Below are 23,883 nucleotides of genomic sequence, written 5' to 3' on the forward strand. Positions count from 1 at the left end.
ACACCCGGGCCCGGCGGAGATCCGCGAAAGCGAGAGCATCCGTGAGACACACCGCCAATGTCAGAAGGCTGCGCGGTCCCGCCGCCGTGCTGCTGCTGACCGCCGCCCTGCTCACCGTCATCCGGCCCGGCGCCGCCGCCGCCGACTCGGCCACGGCCACCCACGCCACCCGCATCGTCGGCCAGTACACCGGCACCTGGAACTCGCCGCCGAGCAACCTGAGCACGGGTTTCACCCAGGACGGGCCCATGATGGGCAACGGTGACGTCGGCGTCGTGGAAGGCGGCCCGATCACCAACCAGACCTTCTACGTGGGCAAGAACGACTTCTGGTCGTCCACGACGCACGCGATCAAGCCGCTCGGCCGGGTGGTCGTGTCGGCGTCGGGGCTGTCCGGCGCCTCATACAACGCCGTGCAGGACATCAAGAACGCCGAGGTCCGCGGCACGTACACGCTGGGCGGCCAGACCCTGCGCACCGCGAGCTGGGTGGATGCGAACTGGAACCTGTTCGTCACCTCGTTCACCCTGACCGGCGGCGCCACCCAGAACATCGGCATCACACTGCAGAACGGCTCGGGCGGGACGCCGTCGGCGTCCAACGACGGCCGCGTGCTCAGCGGCGACGTCCAGGCCGACACCGGCGGCGCCGGCGACCCGCGGGCCCGGATGGCCGCCCGCACGATCGGTGGCTCCCAGTCGATCTCCGGCAACCGGCTGACCCTGACGCTCGCCCCCGGCACCACGTCGACGCTCGTCGTCGGCATTCAGTCCAGCATCGACACCGGCAGCTACCAGAGCAGCGCCGTGTCCATGGTCACCAACCTCACCCAGTCCGACGTCGACAACCACAACGCCTCGCATCGCAGCTGGTGGCAGAACTTATGGTCGCAGTCGTACGTCGAGATCCCGGACAAGGCGATCGAGAAGAGCTGGTACGGCTCGCTGTACCTGCTGGCGAGCTCCTCGCGGACCGGCAAGTTCGCCCCGGGCCTGTGGGGCAGCTGGATCGACAAGCCGGACATGGCCTGGGCGGGGGACTACCACACCAACTACAACTACGAGGTGCCGTTCTACGCGGCGCTGGCCACCAACCACGTCGACCAGGCTGCCGCCTACGACAAGCCGGTCCTGGACTACCAGAGCCGCGGCCAGCAGATGGCCGGCCAGAACGGGTTCACCGGTGTGCTGTACCCGGTCGGCATCTCGCCCGGCGGCACGGAGGTCTGCTGCGCCTCGCTGCTCAACCAGAAGTCCAACGCCGCGAACCTGGCCAGCGACATGGTGATGCGGTTCGAGTACACCTACGACACCAACTACGCCAACCAGGTGTACCCGTGGCTCAAGCAGGTCGGCCTGTTCTGGCAGAACTACCTGACGTGGGACGCCTCGCGCAACCGCTACGTCATCACCAACGACGCGCCGCACGAGGGCCAGGCCTACCCGCAGACCAACAGCAGCATGTCCCTGGGCCTGGTGCACCTGCTGTTCCAGGGTCTGATCGACATGAGCACCACGCTCAACGTCGACACGACCACCCGGGCGACGTGGCAGAACATCCTGTCGCACCTGTCCACCCCGGCCACCTTCACCCGCAACGGGCAGACCGTGGTCCGGGAGACCGAGGTCGGCAGCGACTTCATCGACGACGGCAACGACATCGCCGCGCAGTTCATCTACCCGGGCGGCCTGGTCGGACTGGACAGCTCCGGCACCGACCTGCAGAACGCACGCAACACCATCGGCCAGCTCGGCAACGCCTGGCACGGCGGTAACGCACCGTGCACGTTCTACCCGGCCGCGGCACCCCGCGGAGCCTTGTCGCCGATGAGAGCGGGCATGAGGAGCCGCCTCGCCCACCGGGCTGATGCTCGTTCGGCGGGCGAGGCGGGTGGGCTCGAGCGTTACGACGAGATCAGGTCGAACTCCTCCCAGGGGCCGATGGCGGTGCGGTTGGCGATGAGCGCGGCGGCGCCGGCGTTCTCGGCGGTGACGTAGTTGCCGTTGGCGTTGGCCTTGAGCGAGACGCTGCCGTCGGCGTTGCGGATGAGTTGGAACTGTTCCCAGCTGCCGATGGCGGTGCGGTTGGCGATGAGCGCCGCGGCCCCTGCGTTCTCGGCGGTGACGTACTGATTGTTGGCGCGGGCCCGCAGGGCGATGAACCCGTTGCCGGCGTCGATGAGGTCGAACTGCTGCGCGGTCCCGATGGTGGTGCCGTTGGCGATGAGCGGTGCGCTGCCCGCGGTGACGTACTGGTTGTTGGCATGCGCCCGCAGGCTGATCACGTTGCTGGTGGTGATCTCGAACCGGTCGATGGTGGCCCAGTTGTGCGTGGCGCCGGACCGCTGGTTGCCGGTGGCGCGCACCCGGATCGTGTGCTGGCCGGAGGCCAGGCGCGGGCTGGTCCAGACCGCGACGTCGCCGGTGCGGGCCGCAGAGTACTCGTCGACGAGCGTTTCGGCGCCGCCGTCGAGCGAGACGGCGACAATGCCGTGACTCGGGTCGGTGACGCCGTGCAGGGTGATGCCGGTGCCGGTGAACACCAGGGTCGCGGTGTTGCCGGCGACGTCGGTGTAGGAGTTGGTGCCGGAGTACGGGCCGGTCTCGCCGCTGGCGTGGCCCCAGTTGCCGGTGTAGGTCACGCGAGCGTCGGCGTCGTCGATGTTGGCGGCCTGGCTCCCGCCGAGCGTGAAGTACTCGACGGTGTCGGTGAACGCCGTGGCGCCGTTCTTCGTCGTGGACAGCGTCAGGTACACCCGCGAGCCCGAGCCCGGCGTGGTGAACGAGATCGGCTGGGCGGCCCGGGAGCCGAGCGGGACGGTGAGGGTGGTGCTGCCGGACGCGATGACGGTGCCGGTGGGCTGGTCGAGGCGCGCGGTCCAGGTCAGGCCGACCGACGTCCCGGTGAAGTCGTCGTTGAAGACGGTGATGGTCCGGGTCACCGGGGCGTTGAAGCCGTAGCTGTCGACGGCGGAGGGCAGCGGGAAGGTGCCGTTGGCGTCGGACATGCCGGAAGCGGACCAGTACGGCAGGTCGATCGCTGCGAGCGGGTGGAAGCCGGCCTGGACGCGCTGGATCTGCGGGTTGCTCCACGGGTCGGACAGGTTGTCGGCGCCGTAGATGGGGTGGCCGTTCTCCTCGGGGACGAAGTCGGTCGTCTTCACGCCGGGCACGAAGCCGGCCCAGCCGGACAGCAGCGTGTACGGGCGCAGGTCGCTGGCGTCCTTGGCGCGCTTGGCCGCGGTCAGGGTGGCGAACCACTCGAAGCCCTGCTTGGTGTTGCATTTCGGCCAGATGTACTCGGTCTCCCCGTCGGGCTTGCCCGGGGTGGACGTCACCTGGTCGTTGTAGGCGCCGAGGCCTCCGTTGTAGTGCGGGAACGAGGCGAAGTTGGCGTACTGCGAATTCATGGTCGGGTACTGGGTCGGGGACTGGCCGTCGACGATGATCGGGCGGGTGCCGTCGTTGCCGTTCATCGCCGCGTAGAGATCCTGTTCGAACTGCTGGGAGTCGGGGCCGCCGCAACAGCCGGGCTCGTTGCTCTGGCTCCAGCGGGTGATCGCGGGATGGTTGCGGTCGCGCAGCGTCAGCGCGCGGGCGTGGTTGACCATGTTGTCGTGCCCGGCGACGTAGTCCTGGAGGTTGGCGGAGCCGCGGATCCCGGTCTCGTCAACGAGCATGAGTCCCATCTCGTCGGCGACGTCGAGCATGTACGGGCTCGCGGGCTCCTGGTGGATGCGGACCACGTTGTAGTTGAGCCGCTGATAGTTGTCGACCGCCTGCGGCCAGCCGCCGTTGCCCGCCGACGGCGGCAGGAATCCGGGCAGCGTGTCGTAGGCGTCGCCGGCCCCGCCGTTGTTGATCCGGTCGTAGTCCGCGCCCTGCAGGTTGTCGCCGCGGTAGTTCACGCGCACGCCGTTGAGGTAGTAGTACTCGCCGCTCTGCGTGCTTTCCCGGAACCCGAACCGGTACTGGGCGTCGCTGGCGCGCCCGTCGTCGGTCGCGGCGTGCACGGCGAGGCGGTGCAGCTGGGCCCGGTATCCGGAGCGGTAGGGCACGTTGGGCCACCAGTAGGAGGCGGTGCCGAGGTTCCAGGCGATCGGACCGATGGTGACCCTGGCCGTCGAGTGGGCGCCGACGGACACGGTACGGCTGGGGAGTCCGGGATAGGAGAAGGCGCCGCCGCCGTCGGAGGACAGCGAGCCGGTCAGCGTCACCGTGCGGGCGCTTGCCGAGGTGTTGGTCACGCTCACGTCGTACGTGAGGCTCTGGTTGGTCACGGAGGTGCGGATGAAGGCGTCGTTGATGTACACCGCCGGATAGACCCGCAGGAACGCGGAGCGGTAGATGCCCTGCGGCACCGCCTCCGACCACTCCGCGGCGTCCGGCACCAGGTATTTCCCGTTGGCCTGGTTCTTCAGCGCGTTGCGGCCCTTCACGTCGACCGAGATGGTGTGGGTCGTTCCCGGCGCGGCGTAGGCGCTGATGTCGAAGTTCGAGGGCGTGAACGAGGTCGTCTGCGTCGCCACCACCCGCCCGTCGACGGAGAGTGTCGCCTGGTGGTTCACCGCGCCGAACTCGATCCACGTCGACTGTGGCTGCCCCGCGTCCGGGACGGTGATCGTCCGTGAGTACACGGCGTGGGACACGTCGGTGAAGCCTTGCTTGTACCAGCCGCCGCCCGGCACCGTGATCGATGTGGCCGCTCGCCCCTCCGGCGTGAACGTCCACCGTCCGGAGAGGTCGACCGACGTCAGGGCGGCGTTACCGGCGGTGAAGCCGTCGACGGTGGGTACGGCTGCTGTGGCCGGGTGCTGCGCGCTGACGACGGCCGCGGCGGAACCAGCGATGAGCGCGCCGATGACGGCCGCGCGGCCGGCCGCGCGTCGCTTTCCTGGAGGACTGTTGCGTTGCATGACGATCCCTTCTCGAGCTACGAGCCGTCGCGGCGTGGCGGGCCGCCGGCCCTTGAACATCGGATTGACCTGCGGGCAGCGCGCCGGCGCGGTGCCATGCCGAGGCATGCGGCCGGCGGTGAGAACCTGTTGGGTGCGGCGGGCTAGGGCCGCGCCGGGCAGGTCGCCGACAGGGCGGCGCAACGGTGTGGTGACGGCGGCTGGGCGTGGCGATGCAGGTGCCTCAACAGAGCTCCTGTGGTCGGCGGGTGAACGGACTGGTCCGTTCGTGGTCAGCGTGCGCCCGACCGGCCGCCGATGGCGGGCGAGCGCATCAGGTCGGGCACGGCCGCCGCGCCGTGTGACCGATAACAACGTTGCTGGACCAGCGTGACCCTGCCCGGCAGGGCATGGGATAGCCTGGATCCAGGCAATTGCTGTGGTGAATGTTAGCGCTCTCAATCCCGACGTCAAGCGTCTCGGGTACTCTCGCCCGCCCCCGGCTGGTCGTTGAGCACCCGGGGGCACGGTTTTGATGGGACGTTGGCCGGTTGGGCGACATCGTTGACGACCGCGGCCCCGCCCAGCTGCGTCTCGTCGACCGGGTCACCAACGCCGACGACAACGTCCGCAGCCCGGGGCTTGCCGTCATGCGCGGCTGGCTCGCGGCGAGCCGGTACGATTTCGGCTCCGCCATCGACGCCCTGCGACCCATCCTCCAGGGAGCCGCGGCATCACACAGCTACTGGCCACTATGGCCTTGCTGGAACGGCATGTTCTTCCAGATCGGCATGGCCGCCGCCGACTCCGTCTTCACCGCGTCCTGCCTCACCATCGCTGAGGCTGCCGCCGTGCGTAACCCCGGCGTCGCCACCTACGTAGGCGTCGCCCTGACCCTGCGCGGACTGTGGCAACGTGACATCGACACGCTCGCCCATGCCTCATTACCACCGGCCACACCAACAAGTCGGCGGCGTCCAAGCTTGGTGTGTCGGTCAACACGGTCGGCACGCACGTGCGCACCATCTTCGCGAAGCTGGGCGTGCGATCGCGGGTACAGCTCGCCAACCTGCTGCACGACGATGTCGCGGGCTGATGGCGGACGGCCGCCTGCCGTGTCGCCGGTGCGTCGCTGGTTAGGCGGCGGCGAGCGTCATGGCGCGGGAGCACAGTTCGCGGGCCCACGTGATGCGGGGGAGGGCGACGTCGGGGTGGTTGCCGAACTCTTCGGCGGCGCGGGCGTAGCACTCGTCGGCGCCGAGCTGCTCGAGGGTGCGGGTGACGGTGTCGCGAACGGTGCTGCTGTCCAGGTCGGCCTTCTGCGGGGCGTCGGAGACAAACAGTGCCATGCACAGCACCGGGTCAACTGTGTAGGTCGTCATGGCGGATCACCTGTTCGCGAGGGGTGTGGGCGGTGTTGATTCCACGTTCTCTCGTACCGGTGAGGGGCGGCGTCGCCGCCACCTGCATTCTCCGGCTGCCGGTTTCCGCACCCGCGGATACCTGCTAACCGCCATGCCCGCTCCACCCCGCCTCACCCTCTGCGGGGCAGGCCCGCAGACCTCGGTCACGGCGTCCCGTCTCGGCTTCGGAGTCCGGTTCGGCCGCAACGAGAAGCTCGGCAATGACCGGCGCGGCAAGGCGCTGATCGTGGTGAAGCGGACTCGTACCTGTCGCCGTCACCGCCTCATTGTGCGGTCATGGCTGGACGGGATTCCAGCCGTCGCTGCCGGCGAGGTAGTTCTGGGCGGTGTAGCTCGCGGCGGCCGAGGTGCTCATCTGCGGGCGGTCGCTGGTGCCCTGGGTGGCGCCGGCGCCCGTGTTGGCGTACTCGGAGAAGCGGCAGGTCTTCCAGGAGAACCCGCTCATGTCCTGCCAGGCGCCGGCCTGGCGGATGTGCGCGCCGAGCGTTGAGTCGCGCACGAGCACCTGCCCGATGGCGTCCGCGGCGCCGCCGGCGTGCCAGCAGCGGCCCAGTGCCACCGTCTGTGCGGCCGCGCTGCTGGTCAGCGTGGACCGGGTGATCAGGATGCCGTACCGGTTGCTCGCGTTCGTCGCCGCGGCGGTGATGTAGCCGTTGTTCGAGCTGCCGCGGTCCAGCGAACGGATGGTCGTGCGGTCGATGACCAGCGCGCCGTTGCCGTAGATGAAGTCCACGGCCCCCTCGATGTAGCTCTTGTACACGTACTGGCGCACCTGGGCGCTGCCGGTGCCGCCCCACGACAGGAAGGTGTCCTGGTAGCCCTTGAGCTGCACGTTGCGGTAGACCTGCCGGTCGCCGCCGGCGTAGAGGGCGAGCGCCTGGCTGTCGTGGGCGGCGTAGGTGTTCTGGATCGTGAGGCCTTTGACGGTGGTGTCCTTGGCCATGTTCAGCACCGTGGCGCTGCCCGTCGCGCCGGCGGTGGACTGCGGCTTGTTGCCGGTGATGACGATGTCGGCGGAGTTGCCGGTGGCGCCCTGCAGGGTGATGCCCGGCTTTCCGGCGGGGATGTTCACCTGGCCCTGGTAGGTGCCGGCCTTGATGGTGATGACGGTGCCGGCGGAGGCGGCGGCGACGGCGGCCTGGATGGTGGTGTAGTTGCCGGAACCGTCCGCGGCGACGGTGACGGCGGTGGCGGCGGCCGCCGTCGCGGGCAGCGCGGCGACCGCGGTCACCGCGGACGCTGCGACGGCAACGCTTCGGCGGAGGCGACGCTTGTTCGGCACGGACATGTCTGACCGCTTTCCTCAGAGGCGGGCGGGGCGGATCAGCGCTGCGCAGGGAATGTTTGCGCTCACACGGCGTCGTGTCAAGCGCTTCGACGGTTACGGACGTCAATGTGTTGAGGGCGTGCAGGCGACACGCGCCCGGCGGGGCGCCGTATTCGGCGGCGATGAAACTTCCAGCGAAGCTGATGGTTTGTCGGGATTTCGAAATACTCGTAGTCCGCCCGGTCGATGGCGATCTCTCGATGCGATCCGGATGATCGTTGCCCATGGTGCAGGTGATCCCGATCGATTTCCGCGGGGCCCGGGCCGTCGCCGGTCCGCTCACGCTCGGCCAGCTCAACGTGGCGAAGTGGCTCGCCGATGCCCCGCACGCGCCCGCCGCCCGCCTCGAGCAGCACCTGCCGGTTCCGCCCGGCACCACCGTGGACGCGGTGGCCGCGGCGCTCGGCGCGCTGGTGAGCCGGCATGAGGGCCTGCGCAGCCGGTACACCCTGGGCGACCCCGGCGAGCAGCGCGTCCTGGACTCCGGCAGCGTCCCGCTGGACGTGTACGACGAGCTGCCGGCCGAGCTGGGTGGGGTGTCCGCCGGCGCTCCGGTGCGGTTCGTGGCCGCGGCCGCCGACGGCCTCGTCACGGACCTCGCGGCCGTGTACTCGCACATCGCCGTGGACTTCCAGGCGCTCATGGTGCTGGAGCGGGAGTTCGCGGCGCTGCTGCGCGGCGAGCCGCTGCCGGGGGTGGCCCTGCAGCCGCTCGACCGCGCCGAGGCGGAGTGCTCCCCGGCCCGGCGCCGCCGCCAGGAGCAGGCGCTGCGGCACTGGTTCCGGCACGTCGAAGCGGCGCCTGCGCACCTGTACGCCGGCCCGCGGGCCGACCCGGCCGGCGGGTCGGGCGCGTGCGGCATGTCGTCGGAGGCGGCCGCCCGGGCCCTCGACCGCATCGCCGACCGCACCCGGACCAGCCGCCCGACGATCGTGCTGGCCGCGTGGTGCGCGCTGCTGGCGCGGCGGACGGGGTACGACGTCTGCCGTTTCGTGATGCTCTCGGCCAACCGCTTCGAGTCCGCCCTGAGCGAGTTCGTCGGGACGCTGGCCCAGTCGACGTTCGTAGCCGTGGACACCGCCGGGGCCGGCTTCGACGAGCTCGTCCGCCGCGCGTTCGGCGCGGTCCTGCAGGCGGGCGTCAACGGCGCGTACCACGTCTACCGCCAGGATGCGGGCACCCGGGAACGGGTCGCCGCGCGGGGCGTGGCCCCGAGCTTCGAGCCGCTGTTCAACAGCGTCATCGTCGACACCCGCGGCTTCGATGTGCCCGAGCCGGCCGCGCCGCCGGCCCCGACCGACCTGGGGTGGGTCGAGATGCCGCCGACGAACATCCTGCTGCGCTTCGACCTGGGCCGCGCCGACGACGCCGTGGTGGCCCGCGTGTGGAGCGGCGACACGGGCCGCGTGACCCCGGGGGAGGCGCGGGAGCTGCTGCTGGCACTGGAGCGACTGCTGCTCGCCGCCGCCGCGCAGGACCTGGACCCGGCGGGGATCGCCGCGGCGCTGGCGCTGCCGCCGCTGCCACGGCCGCCGGGCTGGCGGTTGATCGACGGCTGCTGGGTCGACCTCGACGAGGTGCAGCGGCTGCTCGACGAGGCGCTGGGCCCGGGGGCGGCCCGGCTGTCGGGCCCGGACCTGACCGCGGTCGTCCTTGACGGCTCGGTGACGGCGGAGGAGGCGCGCCGGCGCTGCCTGGCGTTGCTGCCGGGCCGGCACGCCGCGATGGTCCCCCGCGCCTTCGTCCACCGCGCCCTCAACTGAACGTCACCGATGCGGGGGTGATACGCTCGCTCGTAGTTGAACGCGTTCAAATCGGGGGTCGTCATGATGGAGCTCGATCCGACCCGTGCGACATGGTGGCAACGCGCCATCGCCGCGACGGCCCTGCTGAGCGCCGCGTTCGCGACGTACCTGCTCATCGGATCGTCGAACTTCGTGCTGGTCAACGCCGCCGCCATCGCCCTGACGCTCGTCACCGCCGTGCCGCTCGTCTGCGCCGGCCGCCGCGCCTTCGAGGCGGCCACCCTGATCGGCGCCGTCCTGCTGATCGTGCTGGCGATCCCCTTCGTCTTCTTCGGCGCCTACTTCTTCCTGCCGAGCGCAGCCTTGCTGCTGCTGGCAAGGTTCACCGGCCGCTCCCGCTCGGCGCGGCGCTTCTGGACAGCGGCGATCGCGGTCCTCCTGGTCGTGGTCGTCGCCCCGTGGTCGGCCTTCATCTGGGACGCGATGTACCGAGTCCCGAACCTCTACGTGGTGTACCTGCCCACGGACGGCCGCCGGCCGCCCCGCGACACCCTGCTGTACGACGGCTCGGGCATCGGCTACGGCGCCACCAGCGTCGCCATCACCCCCTTGGAGACCGGCGACAAGCTGTACGTCGGCTTCCGCGGCGACCTGTCGGCCGCGGAGCTGACCCGCCTGGACCACCGCCTGCACGAGCTCATGCCATACGCAACGAAGATCGAACGCTGCCGCAGCCCGAAGGGCTGTTAGACCGGCGGCAGCTCGTCGCGGGCGTCGAAGTCCGCGCGGGACGCGACGATCTCGCGGGCGTGCTCCAGGGACCAGCCGGCGATCGCGCTCGTCAGGCGGCCCACGTCGGCGCCGAGCGGCGTCAGGGCGTAGTCGACCCGCGGCGGGACGGTCGGGTACACGGTGCGGCTCACCAGCCCGTCGCGTTCCAGGGCGCGCAGCGTCTGCGCGAGCATCTTCTGCGTGATGCCGTCCAGCACCCGGCGCAGCTCGTTGAAGCGCATCGGGCGCTCGTAGTGGCGCAGCGCGGCCAGGACGTACATCACCCACTTGCTGGCCAGCAGCTCGACCACCGTCCGGGACGGGCAGTCGCGCCGGTAGGTGAAGGTTTCCATCGGATACCACATTACGCAAAGGTGCCTAATTTACAACGCATACCGGCGGCGGCCAGCATGAACGCATGCGAGCCATCAGCCAGGAGCGTTTCGGCGGGCCCGAGGTCCTGCACGTGGTCGACATCGAGCCGCCGTCGACGGCACCGGGCGAGGTCCTCGTGCGGGTGCACGCGGCGGGGGTCAACCCGGCCGACTGGAAGCGGCGGGCGGGGCTGCTGCGACGGTTCGGGGAGCCGCCGTTCACCGTCGGGCTGGACTTCGCCGGCACGGCGGACGGGACCGCCGTCTTCGGGGTCGTGCTGCCGCCCCGCGGGACGTACGCCGAGTTCGTCGCCGTGCCGAGGGTGCAGCTGGCGCCGGCGCCGGAGGGGCTCGACCCGGTGCACGCGGCGGCGCTGCCGACCACCGCGCTCACCGCGTGGCAGGCGCTCGTGCGCGGCGCCGGCCTCCAGCGCGGGCAGCGGGTGCTCGTCCACGCCGCGGCCGGCGGGATCGGGCACCTCGCCGTCCAGATCGCCAAGGCCCGCGGCGCGTACGTCATCGGCACCGCCCGCCGCGACAAGCACGACTTCGTCGCGGGCCTCGGCGCCGACGAGGTCGTCGACTACACCGCCGTGGACTTCACGAAGGCGGTCCAAGACGTCGACGTCGTGCTCGACCCCATCGCCGGCGACTACGGGCCGCGGTCGCTCGAGGTCCTCAGCCCGGACGGGATCCTCGTCGACGTGCGCGGCACCGGGCCCGACCGCACGGCCGTGCGTGCGCTGGCGCAGGAGCGCGGCCTGCGGTACACCCAGTTCGGCTTCACCCCCTCCGGCGAAGACCTCCGCAAGATCGCCGCCATGGTCGAATCCGGCACGCTCGGCGTCGCCGTCGACCGGGTGCTGCCGCTGGAGGAGGCGGCGCGGGCGCACGAGCTCAGCGAGAGCGGACCGGTACGCGGGAAGATCGTGCTCGCCGTAGCCTGAACGGCATGCGCGTCACCTGCTCGACATGCGGCACGGTCCTGGAGCGCATCGTCGGCGGCGGCGACGGCCGCTCACCGAGAACGTGGTCCGGGCGCTGAACCCGCAGGCGTCGCTGCCCGGCGTGCGCGACGACGTCGCCGCGATCGGCTACCCGTAATTCGATTGCAGGGCCGGGCGCGGTCCGGGATGGTTGGGCGCATGACGCGCTGACGGTGCACCGACGCCAACCATTTCCTCCTCAGTCGAAGGACGAGCGTTTCTTGCCCGCCACCGTCACCATTTTCGCTTCCGAGGGCAGCTGGATCGAGTCGGGCGCCGTCGACCAGTGCCACCAGGTCGCGGCCCTCGACGGCATGCTGCACGTCGCCGGCATGCCCGACCTGCACCCCGGCAAGGGCGCGCCGATCGGCGCCGCCATGACCTCCGCCGTGCTGTACCCCCACCTCGTCGGCTCCGACATCGGCTGCGGCATCGCCGTGTTCCCGATCGCGCTGAAGCGGCCCGATCCGCAGAAGCTCGCGGCGAAGTTCCCCGACCTCGACGTCCCCGTCGACCCGGACTGGGCCGACCTGAGCGCCGAGGACGTGCCGGCCGGGCACCTCGACGGGCTCGGCACCGTCGGGCGCGGCAACCACTTCGCCGAGCTCGCCCGCGTCCACGAGGTCCTCGACGCCGGCCACGCCCAGCGGCTCGGCCTGGCCGCCGGCGACCTCGTCCTCGTCGTGCACAGCGGCTCCCGCGGCCTTGGCGAGCGCATCCTGCGCGACCACACCGAGGTCCACGGCGCCGGGCCCGCCGCCGACCCGGTGGACTACCTCGCCCGGCACGACGCCGCCGTGCGCTGGGGCTCGCTCAACCGCCGGCTCATCGCCGCGCGGGTCGCCGACGCGCTCGGCGCCCGCCCGGCCGAGCCGGTCATCGACCAGTGCCACAACCTCGTCGAGGTCCGCGACGGCGCCTACCTGCACCGCAAGGGCGCCGCCCCGGGCGACGGGCGGGACGTGCTCATCGCCGGCACCCGCGGCACCCGGTCGTACGTGGTGGCCGCCCACGCCGGCGACGACGCCGGGCGTTCCGTCGCCCACGGCGCCGGGCGCAAGATGTCGCGGGCCGACGCGCTCGTGCGCAACCGGGCCAAACACACCGTCGAGGAGCTGCGCCGCCCGCCGACCGGGTCGGTCGTCGTGTGCGGCGACCGGCAGCTGCTGTTCGAGGAGGCGCCGGGGGCGTACAAGCGCATCGAGCAGGTCATCGCCGACCTCGTCGCGCACGGCCTGGCCACGCCGGTGGTGAGCACGGTGCCGGTGGTCACCTACAAGACCGCCGACGTGCGCAAGGGGCGGCGATGAGCGAGCCGCTGCACCTGCTCGTGTCGGCCGGCCGCGGCCCCGAGGAGTGCTCCTGGGCGGTCGCCGAGCTCGTCGCGCGGCTCGAGGCCGAGGCGGCCGGCGCCGGGGTGCGCACCGAGCGGCTCGAGTCCGTGGCCGGCGACCGGCGCGGCACCCTGCGCTCGGTGCTGCTGCGGCTCGCGGGGGAGCGGGCGGCGCGGGTCGCCGGCGCCTGGACGGGCACGCTGTGCTGGCGGGCGCCGAGCCCGTTTCGCAGCACCGAGCGGCGCAACTGGTACGTCATCGCCGAACGCTGCGAGGTCGGTGCCCCGCGCACCGAGTTCGCCGAGGCGGACGTGGACATCGTGCCGTGCCGCACCGGCGGCCCCGGCGGCCAGCACCGCAACAAGGTGAGCACCGCCGTGCGGGCCACCCACCGCCCGACCGGGATGGTGGTCGTCGTCGACACCGAGCGGCGGTTCGGCCTCAACCGGCGCATCGCCCTCGACCTGCTGCGCCGCCGCCTCGAGGAGCGGCACTCGGCGGCCGGCGCGGCCCTGGAGACGGCCCGCTGGCGCGTCCACGACGACCTCGTGCGCGGCAACCCGGTCCGCACCGAGCGCCCGTGACGTCGGTCCCGATCTATGCTGGATCGATGGCATGGATCCGCGACCGGCTGGCGTTCTCGACCCTCGGCTGCCCCGGCCTGCCGCTGCCCGAGGTCGCGGCGCTGGCCCGGCGCACCGGGTGGCGCGGCGTCGAACTGCGCTCGGCCCCCGACGAGCCCGTCCACATCGGACTGTCCGCGGACGGGCGCCGGGCCGCCGTGGCCGCCCTGGACGGCGTCGCCGTCCTCTGCGTCGCCTCCTACGTCAAGGTGGCCAGCGGCCAGGTCGATGACGAACGATGCGTCGCCGACCTGCTCGCCGAGGCCGCCCTCGCCGCCGATCTCGGCGCCCGGGCCGTCCGCGTCTTTCCCGGCGGCGACGACGAGCACGGCGACGCCCGCGCGATCGAGCGCCTGCGGGCCGCCGCACCGAGGCTGCCCGCCGGTGTCGAGGTCTGGCTGGAGACGCACGACTCCCACCCGCGCGGCGAGGACGTGCGCCGGGTCCTGGCGCCGGTCGACGACCCGCGGGTGCGGGCCATCTGGGACGCCCGGCACCCCTGGGCGGCGGGCGAGGCCGTCGCCGACACCCAGCGGGCGCTGGCCCCGTGGCTCGCGCACGTCCAGGTGAAGGACAACGCGGACGCCGTCGACAAGACGCCGGTGCTGCTGGGCGCCGGCGCGGTGCCGCTGCGCGAGATCCTGCGCACGGCCGAGGCCGCCGGCTACGACGGCTGGTACAGCCTCGAGTGGGAACGCACATGGCACCCCGGCATCCCGCCGCTGGCCGACGCGCTGGCCGCGGGCAACGACTGGGTCAGCACGCTCGGCGACTGACGTCGGCGCGCCGCCCCGGCGAAACGGCTACCCGGGCACCGACTGGAGCGTGGCGAGCTCGGCGTAGTGCCCGCCGCGGGCGAGCAGCTCGTCGTGGCGGCCCTGCTCCACGATCCGCCCGCCGTCCAGGACGTAGATGACGTCGGCGTCGCGGACGGTGCTCAGCCGGTGGGCGATGACGATACGCGTCTGGGGCAGCTCGGCCAGCTCCCGTTCGATGTAGGCCTCGGTGGCCGGGTCGAGGTTGCTCGTCGCCTCGTCCAGCAGCAGCACCCGCGGCTCGGGCAGCAGCGCCCGGGCCAGGGCGATGCGCTGGCGCTGGCCGCCGGACAGGCCGCCGCCGTCGACGAGGACCGTGTCGTAGCCCATCGGCATCGCCGTGATGTCGTCGTGGATGCCGGCCGCGGCCGCCGCGGCGGCGACCCGGGACAGCGGCGCCTGCGGGTCGGTCAGGCTGATGTTCTCCCGGACGCTGCCGGTGAACAGCGTCGGGTCCTGGGTCACCACCCCGAACTGCCGGCGCAGCGTGCGCACGTCGAGCGCCGCCGCGTCCTGCCCGCCGTGGTACACGTGGCCCTCCGTCGGCCGGTACAGGCCCAGCAGCAGCCGGGCCAGGGTGCTCTTGCCCGAGCCGGAGCGGCCGACGAACGCGACCTTCTGCCCCGGCTCGATCGTGAACGTCAGCCCGCGCAGCACCCACGGCGCCCGCGGGTCGAACCGGAAGCCCAGGTCGCGCACGGACACTCGCCCGTCGTGGGCCGGCGCCGCCCGGCCGCCTTCCTCCGGTGCCTCGTCCAGGATGTCGTCGAGGCGGGCCAGGTGCGCCCCGGTCTGCTGCAGCTGGTGCAGGTTGTCCACGATGGACGACAGCGGGGCGAGCGCCGCGGTGGCCAGCGCGCTGAGGGCGAGCATGGTGCCGAGGCTCAGCTCGCCGTGCAGGACGCGCTGGGCGCCGATGAGCAGCAGCAGCGCGGGCGCGAGGTACTGCAACGCCCCGAGCGCGGTCTCCAGGCCGCCGCGCACCAGGCCGTGCCGGGTGCCGGCGTTGAGCTGCCCCGCGAGCAGGTACGACCAGCGCTCGACCGCGCGCTCCTCGGCGCTGGCCGCCTTGAGCGTCTCGATCCCGCCCAGTGCCTCGATGAGCTGCGCCTGCGCCTTACCGGAGGCGTGCAGCTCCCGTTCGGCGAGCTCGACGACGCGGCGGCGGGTGGCCAGCAGCACCGCCAGCTGGACGCAGGCCAGCGCGGCGAGGAAGCCGCCGAACACCGGGTCGCGCCACAGCACCAGGCCGAGGTACCCCAGCGCCAGCGGCGCGTCGAGCAGCGTCGACAGCACGTTGCCGGAGAGGATGTCGCGCAGCGCGGAGACGCTCTGGGTGCGCATCACCAGGTCGCCGCTGCCGCGCTCGGCGAAGAAGCGGTACGGCAGCGAGAACAGGTGCCGCACCACCCCGCCGGTGACGTCGTCGTCGGCGCGTGCGCGCAGGGTCAGCAGCAGCGCGGTGCGCAGGAAGCCGAGCACGACGTGCGCCACGACGGCGACCGCGACGGCGAGGCCGAGCGGGGCCAGCAGGTCGGTGGCGCCGGTGGGCAGCAGCCGGTCCACCAGCACCGCCGACAGCGCCGGCACCGCCAGGCCGAGCACCTGCAGCAGTACCGAGGCCAGCAGCACCTGGGTCAGCAGCCCCCGGTAGCGGCGCAGCGCCGCGCCGAGCCACTGCCGCCGCCAGGCCGGCCGGTCCGGCTCGGCGTCGCCGGGCCGGAAGTCCGGGCCGGGCTCGAAGCCGATGACGACGCCGGTGTAGCCGACCTCGAACTCCTCGTGGGTGAGCCGGCGCCGCCCGGAGACCGGGTCCAGCAGATGCACCCGCCGCCGGCCCCAGCGCTCCAGCAGCACGTAGTGGTTGAAGTTCCAGTACAGCACAGCGGGCGTCGGCACCGCGGCCAGGTCCTCGGGCGGCAACGAGAACGCCCGGGCGTGCAGGCCGCGCCGGCCGGCCTCCTCGACGAGGGCCAGCGCGCTCAGCCCGTCGCGGGACACGCCGACCTCGGCGGTCATCTGCCGTACCGTCGTGGGCCGCCCGTGGTACGTGAGCACCATGGCCAGGCAGGCGGCACCGCAGTCGGCTGCCTTGACCTGCCGCAGCTCCGGCAGGCGCCGGCGGCTCACCGCGGCACCGGCCCGGTGTACGTCATGAACAGCACCGCGGCCAGTCCGATGAACAGCAGCGCGGCCGCCAGCCACAACGCCGCGAACAGCCGGGAGGGCAGGACTCGCAGCCGCACCGGCTCGACCCGGCCGGCGTCGGCGTGGCGGCGCACCGCGGCGGCCAGGAACACCCCGTCCCGCGTCACGTTCATCTCGCTCATGCCGGCCCCCAGTTCCACTCGATCCGCGCCGCCGCGCGCTGCTCGGCCAGCCAGTCGGCGAACAGCCGGCGCGACACCGCCTCACGGGTCGCGGGCTGCACGCCCAGCACCGCGGTCACGACGAAGTCGCCGGCCAGCACCGGTTCGAGGTCCGCGCGCGTGACCGTCATCAGCACCGGCGCCGGGCCGACGCCGGCGGTGAAGTCGGCGGCAGCGGCGGCGAGCAGGTCCGGTGCCGCGGCCAGCCGGGCCGCGGCGGCCTCGTCGGCGGCCTCGACCCGCACCAGCCGCAGCTGCTCGTAGCGGCCGGGGTCGGCGGCCAGCTCGGCGTCGACCCGCCCGGCGGTGACCCGCTCCCGCAGCCGCGCGACCCCGGCCTGGTGCGCGACGAGGTCCTCGAACTGCTGGTCGCTGAGCCGCTCGCGGGCCATCCAGGCGCGGGTGTCCTCGAGCGTGAGCAGGCCGCGCGCCCGCCGGAACGCATCGGCGGCCTCCTGCAGCGCCGCGTCGTCGAGCTCCGTGCCGTCGGCGTCCAGGGCCAGGCGCACCAGGCAGGTGTCGACGAGCCGGTCGCGCAGCGCCGCATCCTGCCACAGCAGGTCGAGGAAGCCGATCGCGTCGGCCACGTCCAGCTCGAAACCGTTGACCCGCACCAGCAGCATCTCGCCGCCGCGCTGCACGCCGCGCAACGGCCACGGCAGGGTGTCGTCCGGGCACCAGGACAGCGACACCACGCCCGCATCGGTGGCCGGTTGGCGCACGAGCAGGTCGTAGTGCAGCGACCCGTCGTACTCCTCGCGCTGCCACAGCAGGCGCAGCCCCGCCTCGGGGTGCCGGGCCCGCAGGGCGTCGACCCGGGCCCGGACCTCGGCCCGCTCGAACTTCTCGGCGGCCGCCGCGCGCAGCAGCTCGACCGCCTCCGTCAGCAGCGTCATGGCGATACCTCGACCGACCCGGTCAGCAGCAGGTCGGCGACCGCCGCGGTGATCGGCAGCCCGGTGGCCAGCTCGAGCCAGTCGTACTGCCCGTTGGGGTTGATTTCCAGGAACACGTATTCCCCCTCCGGGGTCAGGATGAGGTCGATGGCGCCGTAGCTGAGACCGAGGCGGTGCACCAGCTCCCGGCAGCGCTCGGCCACGTCACCGGGCAGCGTGTGGACCTGCAGCGGGGTGTTCTGGTGGTCGTAGCGGCGCCAGTCGTACCGCGTGTGGCGCGTCGCCTGGGAATGGATCTCGACGGCGAAGACGGCCGCACCGACGACGGTTACCCGCAGCTCGACGTCCTTCGGCACGTACGCCTGGACGATCATCGGCGACTGCCGCAGCGCCGCGATGTATCCGAGGTCGCGGTTGCTCACCGGCTCCGTGTAGCGCCCCATCGGCGCCTCCGCGGTGCCGCGCCACGAGCGGTGCAGCGGCTTCGTGATGATCTTTCCGTCGTGCTCGTCGTAGAAGTCGAGCAGCCGGTCGGGGTCGGCGGTGATCAGCGTCGGCGGCACCGCGAACCCGAGCTCGACCGCGACCGCGAGGTGGTACGACTTGCGGTCGGCGCGGTCGATCACGTCGCGGGTGGCGGGCACCTGGCGGCACGCCAGCGCCCGCCACACGCCGTCGAGGTAGGTCTTCACCTCGCCGGACAGGTGCGCCCGCACGTCCGGGTCGCCGACGGTGCGGGGTGGTACCGGCGCCGTCGGGCGCCGGTGCCACACACATGTCAGACCGTCGAGATCGACGTCCCGGCCACCGAGACGCAGCCACCGGCGAACGCGGCCGGCGCCGCCGGCAGTCATGTCGACCTGCGCACCGGCCGGCACGACTCCCGGATCGAGCACCAGTACCTCGGCTCCGCGGGAGGTGAGCAGCGCCGCGACCCGCTGGGCGGTGACGTCGTCGGCCTCGGTCAGGACGAGGATCTGTTCAGTCATGGCGATGTGTCAGGAGTGCGTCGTCCGGTACCCGGTCAGTCGGTCATGCCGTCGCCGGAGCACGACCAGCCGCCGCCGCTCTTCGTGCAGACCTGGCTCTTCGCGCCGGCGCTGATCTGGCGCAGGTCGTCCTCGCGAAGCTCGACGCCGGATGCGGCGATCTGCTCCAGCTTGATGCGCGTCGTGGCCTTCTTCAACATCGGTACAACTCCTTTTTCCGGTGAGGCCGGGCCCGTGCGGCCCGGCGAACACCATTAGGCCCGCACCGACTTGGCGTTCAGTTAATGTCGGCTTGCCTTGCCGTGTCACCGATCGGACCGTCGAGCGGGCCGTCGGATACCTGTCGCAACCCTGGCACTGCCGTTCCCGGGCCGTCGCCCACTTGGCGGCCGCCGGGCGCGGATCGGCGGACATGTCCGGCGGGCGGCTGACAGGCGGCGGGTGCGGTTCGGTGAGATGCGGCCGCCCGGTGCTGACGCCGGGCCGCCCGGTGCCCGACGCTTGGGGTGCCCGCGACCCGGGCGTACGGAAAGGACTCCCACGATGCGCAACACACGCAGGCGCGGCAGGCGGAGCCTGCTGCGGGTCGCCGCCGCCGCGGCCGCATTGCTGCCCGTCGCCCTCGGCGGCGCTTCGGGCGGGCCCCAGGCGCTCGCGTCCGGTGTGCACCGGGCCTCCAGCGCCTGGGCGTCGAACATCTGGATGGGCACGGCCGGCTCGGGCGCCGGCCTCTCGCTGGCCGACGTGCGCAACGTCATCGGGGCGAGCACCGGCGCGGCCGCCGGCCTCACCGGCGCCGGGGTGGGCGTCGCGCTGATCGACACCGGCATCGCGCCGGTGCCCGGCATTCCCGCGTCCCAGGTCATCAACGGGCCGGACCTGTCGTTCGAGTCGCAGTCGTCCAGCCTGCGCTACCTCGACACGTACGGCCACGGCACGCACATGGCCGGCATCATCATCGCCAACGACACCGCGACCGGCACCGTCGGCCTGGCACCCAAGGCGAAGCTCACCTCGATCAAGGTCGGCACGTCCAACGGCGCCGTCGACGCGTCACAGATGATCGCGGCGATCGACTGGGTCGTGGCGCACCGCAACGACGACCCGGCCAACCCGATCCGGGTCATCAACCTGTCCTACGGCACCGGCGGCACGCCGAACTACTGGACCGACCCGGTGCAGTTCGCCGCGGAGCAGGCGTGGAAGGCCGGGATCGTGGTCGTCGCCGCCGTCGGCAACAGCGGCAAGCAGATGACCGACCCGGCGACCGACCAGTTCATCCTCAACGTCGGCTCGACCGACACCAACGGCACGCTGTCCGCGTCCGACGACACCATCTCGACGTTCACCAGCCTCACCTACAACGGCCCGGCCAACCGCCGCACGGATCTGCTGGCCCCCGGTCAGTCGATCCTGTCGCTCGCCGATCCCGGCTCGAACATCGACGGCTCGTACGCCTCGGCCCGGGTCGGTACGACGCTGTTCCGCGGCAGCGGCACCTCCCAGGCGACCGCGGTCACCAGCGCCGCCGTCGCGCTGCTGCTGCAGGCCCGGCCGTCGCTGACCCCGGACCAGGCGAAGTACCTGCTGATGAACAACGGCACCGTGCTGACCGCCGGCAACGCGGCCGGGCTCGGGTACCGGGAGCTCAACCTGAACGGCGCCCTGGCCGCCGCGACGCCGAACGTGCAGCAGACCTACACGTGGTCCACCGGCACCGGCTTGATCGAGGACGCGCGCGGGGGCAGCCACGTGGTCCGCGACAACGTCACGCTCACCGGCGAGGCCACCGTCTGGGGTGCGGTGAGCACCACCGACTGGGCCTCGCGCAGCGCGTCGCAGGCCGCGTGGTCGGGCGGGCAGTGGATGGGCTACCAGGTGTCCGGCAGCGGCTGGACCGGCACGTCCTGGGCGTCGAAGACGTGGGCCGCCGCGACCTGGTCCGGCGGGCCGTGGGGCGGCTCCAGCAGCTGGACGGACCCGGGCTGGTCCGGGCACTACTGGTCCGGGCACTACTGGTCCACCGGGACCTGGACCGGCCACTACTGGTCCAGCGACGACTGGTCCACCGCATATTGGGGGTAGGCCCGACGCGCCCGCCGGCCGGATGGCCGGTGGGCGCTGCCGTGCACATCGGGTTCCAGCCGTCGGGCCCCGCCAGGTACTTCTGCGGGGTGTAGCCGGCGGGCGGCAGGAGACCTTCACGATCGGACAAAAAGGAAGGACTCTTTACAGTTAGCCAAGTTTGCGATATGAAAAAAGCCCCCAATAGATCTGGGTCCATGCCCGCCCGCTCCCTCGCCCAGGAGTTCCATCATGGACAAGTCACGATCGGCGCGCCTGCGCCGGGTGCTCGTCGCGGCCGTCGCTGCCGTCCTCGGCGCCTTCATCCTCATCCCGGGTGCCGCGGCCGCCGCCGGCACCGGCGCCATCACCGGCTACGGCGGCAAGTGTGTCGACGTCTCCGGCGCCAACACCGCGAACGGCACCAAGGTGCAGCTGTGGACGTGCAACGGCACCAACGCCCAGAACTGGACCGTGGGTACCGACGGCACGATCCGGGCCCTCGGCAAGTGCCTTGACGTCTCCGGCGGCTCAACGGCCGACGGGGCCAAGGTCCAGCTCTGGGACTGCAACGGCACCGGTGCGCAGCAGTGGGTCGCCAACGCCGCCCGCGACATCGTCAACCCGCAGGCCAACAAGTGCCTCGACGCCACCGGCCCGAGCTCCGCCGACGGCACGCCGCTGCAGATCTGGACCTGCTCCGGCGGCGCCAACCAGAAATGGACCGTCCCCGGCGGCGGTGGCGGGACGAGCGGCTTCGTGGTCAGCGAGGCCCAGTTCAACCAGATGTTCCCGAGCCGGAACTCGTTCTACACCTACGCCGGGCTGACCGACGCGATGCGGAAGTACCCCGCGTTCGCCACGACCGGCAGCGACACGGTCAAGCGGCAGGAGGCCGCGGCGTTCCTGGCCAACGTGAGCCACGAGACCGGCGGACTGGTGTACATCAACGAGATCAACACCGCCAACTACCCGCACTACTGCGACTACAGCCAGCCCTACGGCTGCCCGGCCGGCCAGGCCGCGTACTACGGCCGCGGCCCGATCCAGCTCAGCTGGAACTTCAACTACAAGGCCGCGGGTGACGCGCTCGGCGTCGACCTGCTCAACAACCCGAACCTCGTGGCGACCAACTCGTCGATCTCGTGGCAGACCGGCCTGTGGTACTGGATGACCGGCACCGGCGGGGCGGGCACGACGTCGCACAACGCGATGGTCAACGGCCAGGGATTCGGTACCACGATCCGCGCGATCAACAGCATCGAGTGCAACGGCGGGAACACCGCCCAGATGCAGGACCGGGTCAACCTCTACAACCGGTTCGTCGGGATTCTCGGTGTACCCGCGGGTGGCAACCTGACCTGCTGATCCGGACACACCGTTCGGCGGACCGGCCGCGCTCACGGCGTGACCGGTCCGCCGCCTTCGTGCCGGCTGATGTCGCGCCATCGCAGCAGGCGATCGCCGCCGGTGCCGGCCAGGTGCCCGTCGTAGCCGGCGATGACCGTGCGGTCGCCGGCCGGGCCGAGGTCCGACCAGGCCGCCTCCGTGGCCGCCGGCGGCCGGAACCGCAGCCGGCCGCGGCGGTCGACGGCGAGGAGCAGCCCGCCGGCCGCGGTCAGGCTGAGCGCTTCCCCGGCGCTCCCCGCGTCGGCCCAGCCGTGGTCGCCCTGCGCGAGCCGGGCCAACGGCAGGCATCGGAGCCGATCGTCCTCGGTGACGGCGAAGAGCGTCCCGTCGGCGCTGGCCAGCGCCCGGATCCCCGCCGGCGCGGGGCCGACCGCCTCCCACTGCGCGGGCGCCCGGACCGGCTCGCGGTAGAGCAGGCGCCCCCGCGGCGTGACCGCGTACAGCCCGACCGCCATCCCCGAAACGGCCTCGCGGGGCGCCGCGAGGCACACCGGCGGATCGTGGGCGCCATCCCAGGGCGCGACCGCCGGGCGCCAGGGCAGGTTCTGGCCGCAGGCGGCGCGGACCAGCAGCGCGCCGTCCGGGGTCAACCCCCAGAAGGCGTGCTCGCAGGCGACCAGCGCGGCCAGCTGCGGTGCCGGCCCGATCGCGTCCCAGCGGGTCGGGTCCGGCGGCGCCGAGAGGCGGTCCAGGACGTTGCGGGTGATGCGGTCGACCACCGGGTCGGCGAGGCGGTTGCCCCAGTTCACGGTCGCCGCGTTGAACACGGTGCCGGCACCCAGCCGGAACACGCCCATCGTCGCGTGGCCGCCCTGGCCGTATCGGCGCCAGTGGCGCAGGTCCGCCGTGGCCAGGATGACGAACGACGGCGGGGTGCCGTCGGCGCCGGTGATCCGCGGTACACCGTCCACGTCCTGATAGAGCGCGGCGTCCGTCTCGTAGCCGACCGCGCCGAGCGCGAACCGGTCGCCGTCGCGCAGACCCGTTCCGGTGTACACCCAGTGCTCGGCGAAGCGGGCCGTGTACTCGGTTTCCTTCATGACGTCCATGAAGTCGCCCCACGCGCCGGCGCCGTGGCGGTAGCCGACCCCGGTCATCGTGTTCTCCGGCCGGTGCACCGGGGCCGCCGCCCACTCGACCGTCGTGCGTGTCGGGTCGAGCGCGGCGACGGGGTCGCGGACCGGGTCGCGGTAGCAGACCATGGTGCGACCGGCGTCCTCGAAGCGCGCCTGCCACAGCGCCGTGTTGGCGGCGAAGTACGCGACGTTGCCGCCGGCCGCGGTGAAGGCCTCGACGGCATCGCGCATCTCCATCGACCAGTACTCGTCGTGGCCGTTGACGACGAGCAGGCGGTATCGGCGCAGCAGCGCCGGGCCGTCGGCGTGCAGGTCGAGGTTGGAGCAGAAGTCGGCGCGGTAGCCGGCCGGGCGCAGCCAGCGCAGCAGCCCCTCCTCCCAGCGTTGCGGGGGCGGCCCGCCGCCGGGGCGGTCGAACGACACCCGCGACGCCCTCGTCGGCTCCTCGGCGTAGTAGAGACTCTCGCCGGGGACGCCCGAGCGGTTGTACGCCTGCCACGTCGCGAACGGCACCGACACGACCATGGCGGCCGACGGGCTGCCGGACGGGCGGCGCACCACGAAGTACACCTCCTGGTCCCGGTGCTTGAACACGGCCCGGTAGAGGGAGCTGGGCCAGTCGGCGGGCACCGTGAGTGTCCACGCGGGACAGTCGACCGCGGCGGTCAGCACGAGGCGGTCGTCGGTGGCGTCGTGGACCGTGACGGTGTCCGGGCCCGGGCCGAGCAGGGTGAAGCGCAGCGTCTCACCGGCGATGCAGGAGGTGGCGTGCGCGAAGACGGCCAA

The 23,883-nt window shown here is 72.3% G+C and carries 21 protein-coding genes; 11 read left to right on the forward strand and 10 right to left on the reverse strand.

Going from position 1 to position 23,883, the window contains the following annotated elements; genetic code table 11:
• The first annotated feature begins 41 nt into the window (after positions 1 to 41).
• The gene (locus ACQEVU_RS20865) at positions 42 to 1,997 is read left to right on the forward strand and encodes a glycosyl hydrolase family 95 catalytic domain-containing protein (protein ID WP_433325955.1); all 1,956 of its coding nucleotides are present in this window, start codon (positions 42 to 44) and stop codon (positions 1,995 to 1,997) included.
• On the opposite strand, the gene ACQEVU_RS20870 is transcribed toward ACQEVU_RS20865, so the two are convergent.
• Complete coding sequence (locus tag ACQEVU_RS20870; RefSeq protein WP_433325957.1) at positions 1,904 to 4,915, reverse strand: glycoside hydrolase family 2 TIM barrel-domain containing protein; 3,012 nt, start codon at positions 4,913 to 4,915, stop codon at positions 1,904 to 1,906. The genes ACQEVU_RS20865 and ACQEVU_RS20870 overlap by 94 nt on opposite strands.
• A 922-nt stretch (positions 4,916 to 5,837) precedes the next feature.
• Between ACQEVU_RS20870 and ACQEVU_RS20875 the strand changes: the two genes are divergently transcribed.
• Positions 5,838 to 5,990 carry a response regulator transcription factor gene (locus tag ACQEVU_RS20875; protein WP_433335013.1) on the forward strand — a complete coding sequence of 51 codons (153 nt, stop codon included), beginning with the start codon at positions 5,838 to 5,840 and terminating at the stop codon, positions 5,988 to 5,990.
• Positions 5,991 to 6,030: 40 nt separating this feature from the next.
• Here ACQEVU_RS20875 and ACQEVU_RS20880 read toward each other — a convergent pair whose 3' ends face one another.
• Entirely contained in the window at positions 6,031 to 6,276 is a 246-nt protein-coding gene (locus tag ACQEVU_RS20880) for a hypothetical protein (protein ID WP_433325959.1), read from the reverse strand.
• Positions 6,277 to 6,592: 316 nt separating this feature from the next.
• On the reverse strand, positions 6,593 to 7,549 hold the full coding sequence (locus tag ACQEVU_RS20885) for a pectinesterase family protein (protein ID WP_433325961.1): 957 nt from the start codon (positions 7,547 to 7,549) through the stop codon (positions 6,593 to 6,595).
• 320 nt (positions 7,550 to 7,869) lie between these two features.
• On the opposite strand from ACQEVU_RS20885, the gene ACQEVU_RS20890 reads away from it, so the two are divergent.
• Both ACQEVU_RS20890 and ACQEVU_RS20895 read left to right on the forward strand, forming a co-directional pair.
• Positions 7,870 to 9,408 (forward strand): hypothetical protein, encoded by a 1,539-nt coding sequence (locus tag ACQEVU_RS20890; RefSeq protein ID WP_433325963.1) that lies wholly within the window; start codon positions 7,870 to 7,872, stop codon positions 9,406 to 9,408.
• A 36-nt stretch (positions 9,409 to 9,444) separates the two neighbouring features.
• Positions 9,445 to 10,140 carry a hypothetical protein gene (locus tag ACQEVU_RS20895; protein WP_433325965.1) on the forward strand — a complete coding sequence of 232 codons (696 nt, stop codon included), beginning with the start codon at positions 9,445 to 9,447 and terminating at the stop codon, positions 10,138 to 10,140.
• Here ACQEVU_RS20895 and ACQEVU_RS20900 read toward each other — a convergent pair.
• Positions 10,137 to 10,514 (reverse strand): winged helix-turn-helix transcriptional regulator, encoded by a 378-nt coding sequence (locus ACQEVU_RS20900; protein ID WP_433325967.1) that lies wholly within the window; start codon positions 10,512 to 10,514, stop codon positions 10,137 to 10,139. The two genes, ACQEVU_RS20895 and ACQEVU_RS20900, sit on opposite strands and share 4 nt — an antisense overlap.
• 65 nt (positions 10,515 to 10,579) lie before the next feature.
• Between ACQEVU_RS20900 and ACQEVU_RS20905 the strand changes: the two genes are divergently transcribed.
• The 5 genes from ACQEVU_RS20905 to ACQEVU_RS20925 are packed head-to-tail and all read left to right on the forward strand — an operon-like array spanning position 10,580 to position 14,254.
• Positions 10,580 to 11,482, forward strand: coding sequence for an NADP-dependent oxidoreductase (locus ACQEVU_RS20905; protein ID WP_433325969.1), 903 nt, complete (start codon positions 10,580 to 10,582; stop codon positions 11,480 to 11,482).
• Positions 11,483 to 11,507: 25 nt separating this feature from the next.
• Complete coding sequence (locus ACQEVU_RS20910) at positions 11,508 to 11,639, forward strand: hypothetical protein (RefSeq protein ID WP_433325971.1); 132 nt, start codon at positions 11,508 to 11,510, stop codon at positions 11,637 to 11,639.
• 55 nt (positions 11,640 to 11,694) lie between these two features.
• Entirely contained in the window at positions 11,695 to 12,831 is a 1,137-nt protein-coding gene (locus tag ACQEVU_RS20915; protein WP_433325973.1) for an RNA ligase RtcB family protein, read from the forward strand.
• Positions 12,828 to 13,439 carry a peptide chain release factor H gene (gene prfH, locus ACQEVU_RS20920; protein WP_433325975.1) on the forward strand — a complete coding sequence of 204 codons (612 nt, stop codon included), beginning with the start codon at positions 12,828 to 12,830 and terminating at the stop codon, positions 13,437 to 13,439. Before ACQEVU_RS20915 ends, prfH begins: the two co-directional genes overlap by 4 nt.
• A 26-nt stretch (positions 13,440 to 13,465) precedes the next feature.
• Positions 13,466 to 14,254, forward strand: a complete 789-nt coding sequence (locus tag ACQEVU_RS20925; protein WP_433325977.1) for a sugar phosphate isomerase/epimerase family protein — start codon at positions 13,466 to 13,468, stop codon at positions 14,252 to 14,254.
• Positions 14,255 to 14,281: 27 nt separating this feature from the next.
• Here ACQEVU_RS20925 and ACQEVU_RS20930 read toward each other — a convergent pair whose 3' ends face one another.
• From ACQEVU_RS20930 to ACQEVU_RS20950, 5 genes are read right to left on the reverse strand one after another with little or no spacing between them, the layout of a single operon-like run.
• Positions 14,282 to 16,423 carry a peptidase domain-containing ABC transporter gene (locus tag ACQEVU_RS20930; RefSeq protein WP_433325979.1) on the reverse strand — a complete coding sequence of 714 codons (2,142 nt, stop codon included), beginning with the start codon at positions 16,421 to 16,423 and terminating at the stop codon, positions 14,282 to 14,284.
• Positions 16,420 to 16,623, reverse strand: a complete 204-nt coding sequence (locus tag ACQEVU_RS20935) for a hypothetical protein (protein ID WP_433325981.1) — start codon at positions 16,621 to 16,623, stop codon at positions 16,420 to 16,422. Before ACQEVU_RS20935 ends, ACQEVU_RS20930 begins: the two co-directional genes overlap by 4 nt.
• On the reverse strand, positions 16,620 to 17,558 hold the full coding sequence (locus ACQEVU_RS20940) for a TIGR04500 family putative peptide maturation system protein (protein WP_433325983.1): 939 nt from the start codon (positions 17,556 to 17,558) through the stop codon (positions 16,620 to 16,622). Before ACQEVU_RS20940 ends, ACQEVU_RS20935 begins: the two co-directional genes overlap by 4 nt.
• Positions 17,555 to 18,547 (reverse strand): MvdC/MvdD family ATP grasp protein, encoded by a 993-nt coding sequence (locus ACQEVU_RS20945; protein WP_433325985.1) that lies wholly within the window; start codon positions 18,545 to 18,547, stop codon positions 17,555 to 17,557. The genes ACQEVU_RS20940 and ACQEVU_RS20945 overlap by 4 nt, the downstream gene beginning before the upstream one ends.
• A 35-nt stretch (positions 18,548 to 18,582) precedes the next feature.
• Positions 18,583 to 18,747 carry a hypothetical protein gene (locus tag ACQEVU_RS20950; protein ID WP_433325987.1) on the reverse strand — a complete coding sequence of 55 codons (165 nt, stop codon included), beginning with the start codon at positions 18,745 to 18,747 and terminating at the stop codon, positions 18,583 to 18,585.
• Positions 18,748 to 19,090: 343 nt separating this feature from the next.
• On the opposite strand from ACQEVU_RS20950, the gene ACQEVU_RS20955 reads away from it, so the two are divergent.
• Positions 19,091 to 20,632, forward strand: a complete 1,542-nt coding sequence (locus tag ACQEVU_RS20955) for a S8 family serine peptidase (protein ID WP_433325989.1) — start codon at positions 19,091 to 19,093, stop codon at positions 20,630 to 20,632.
• Positions 20,633 to 20,863: 231 nt separating this feature from the next.
• Positions 20,864 to 21,979: a glycoside hydrolase family 19 protein gene (locus ACQEVU_RS20960; protein ID WP_433325991.1), complete on the forward strand. Its 1,116-nt coding sequence runs from the start codon at positions 20,864 to 20,866 to the stop codon at positions 21,977 to 21,979.
• Positions 21,980 to 22,011: 32 nt separating this feature from the next.
• On the opposite strand, the gene ACQEVU_RS20965 is transcribed toward ACQEVU_RS20960, so the two are convergent.
• Positions 22,012 to 23,883: a N,N-dimethylformamidase beta subunit family domain-containing protein gene (locus tag ACQEVU_RS20965; protein ID WP_433325993.1), complete on the reverse strand. Its 1,872-nt coding sequence runs from the start codon at positions 23,881 to 23,883 to the stop codon at positions 22,012 to 22,014.

This window comes from Dactylosporangium sp. CA-139066 (assembly GCF_050936175.1).
Taxonomy (GTDB): domain Bacteria; phylum Actinomycetota; class Actinomycetes; order Mycobacteriales; family Micromonosporaceae; genus Dactylosporangium.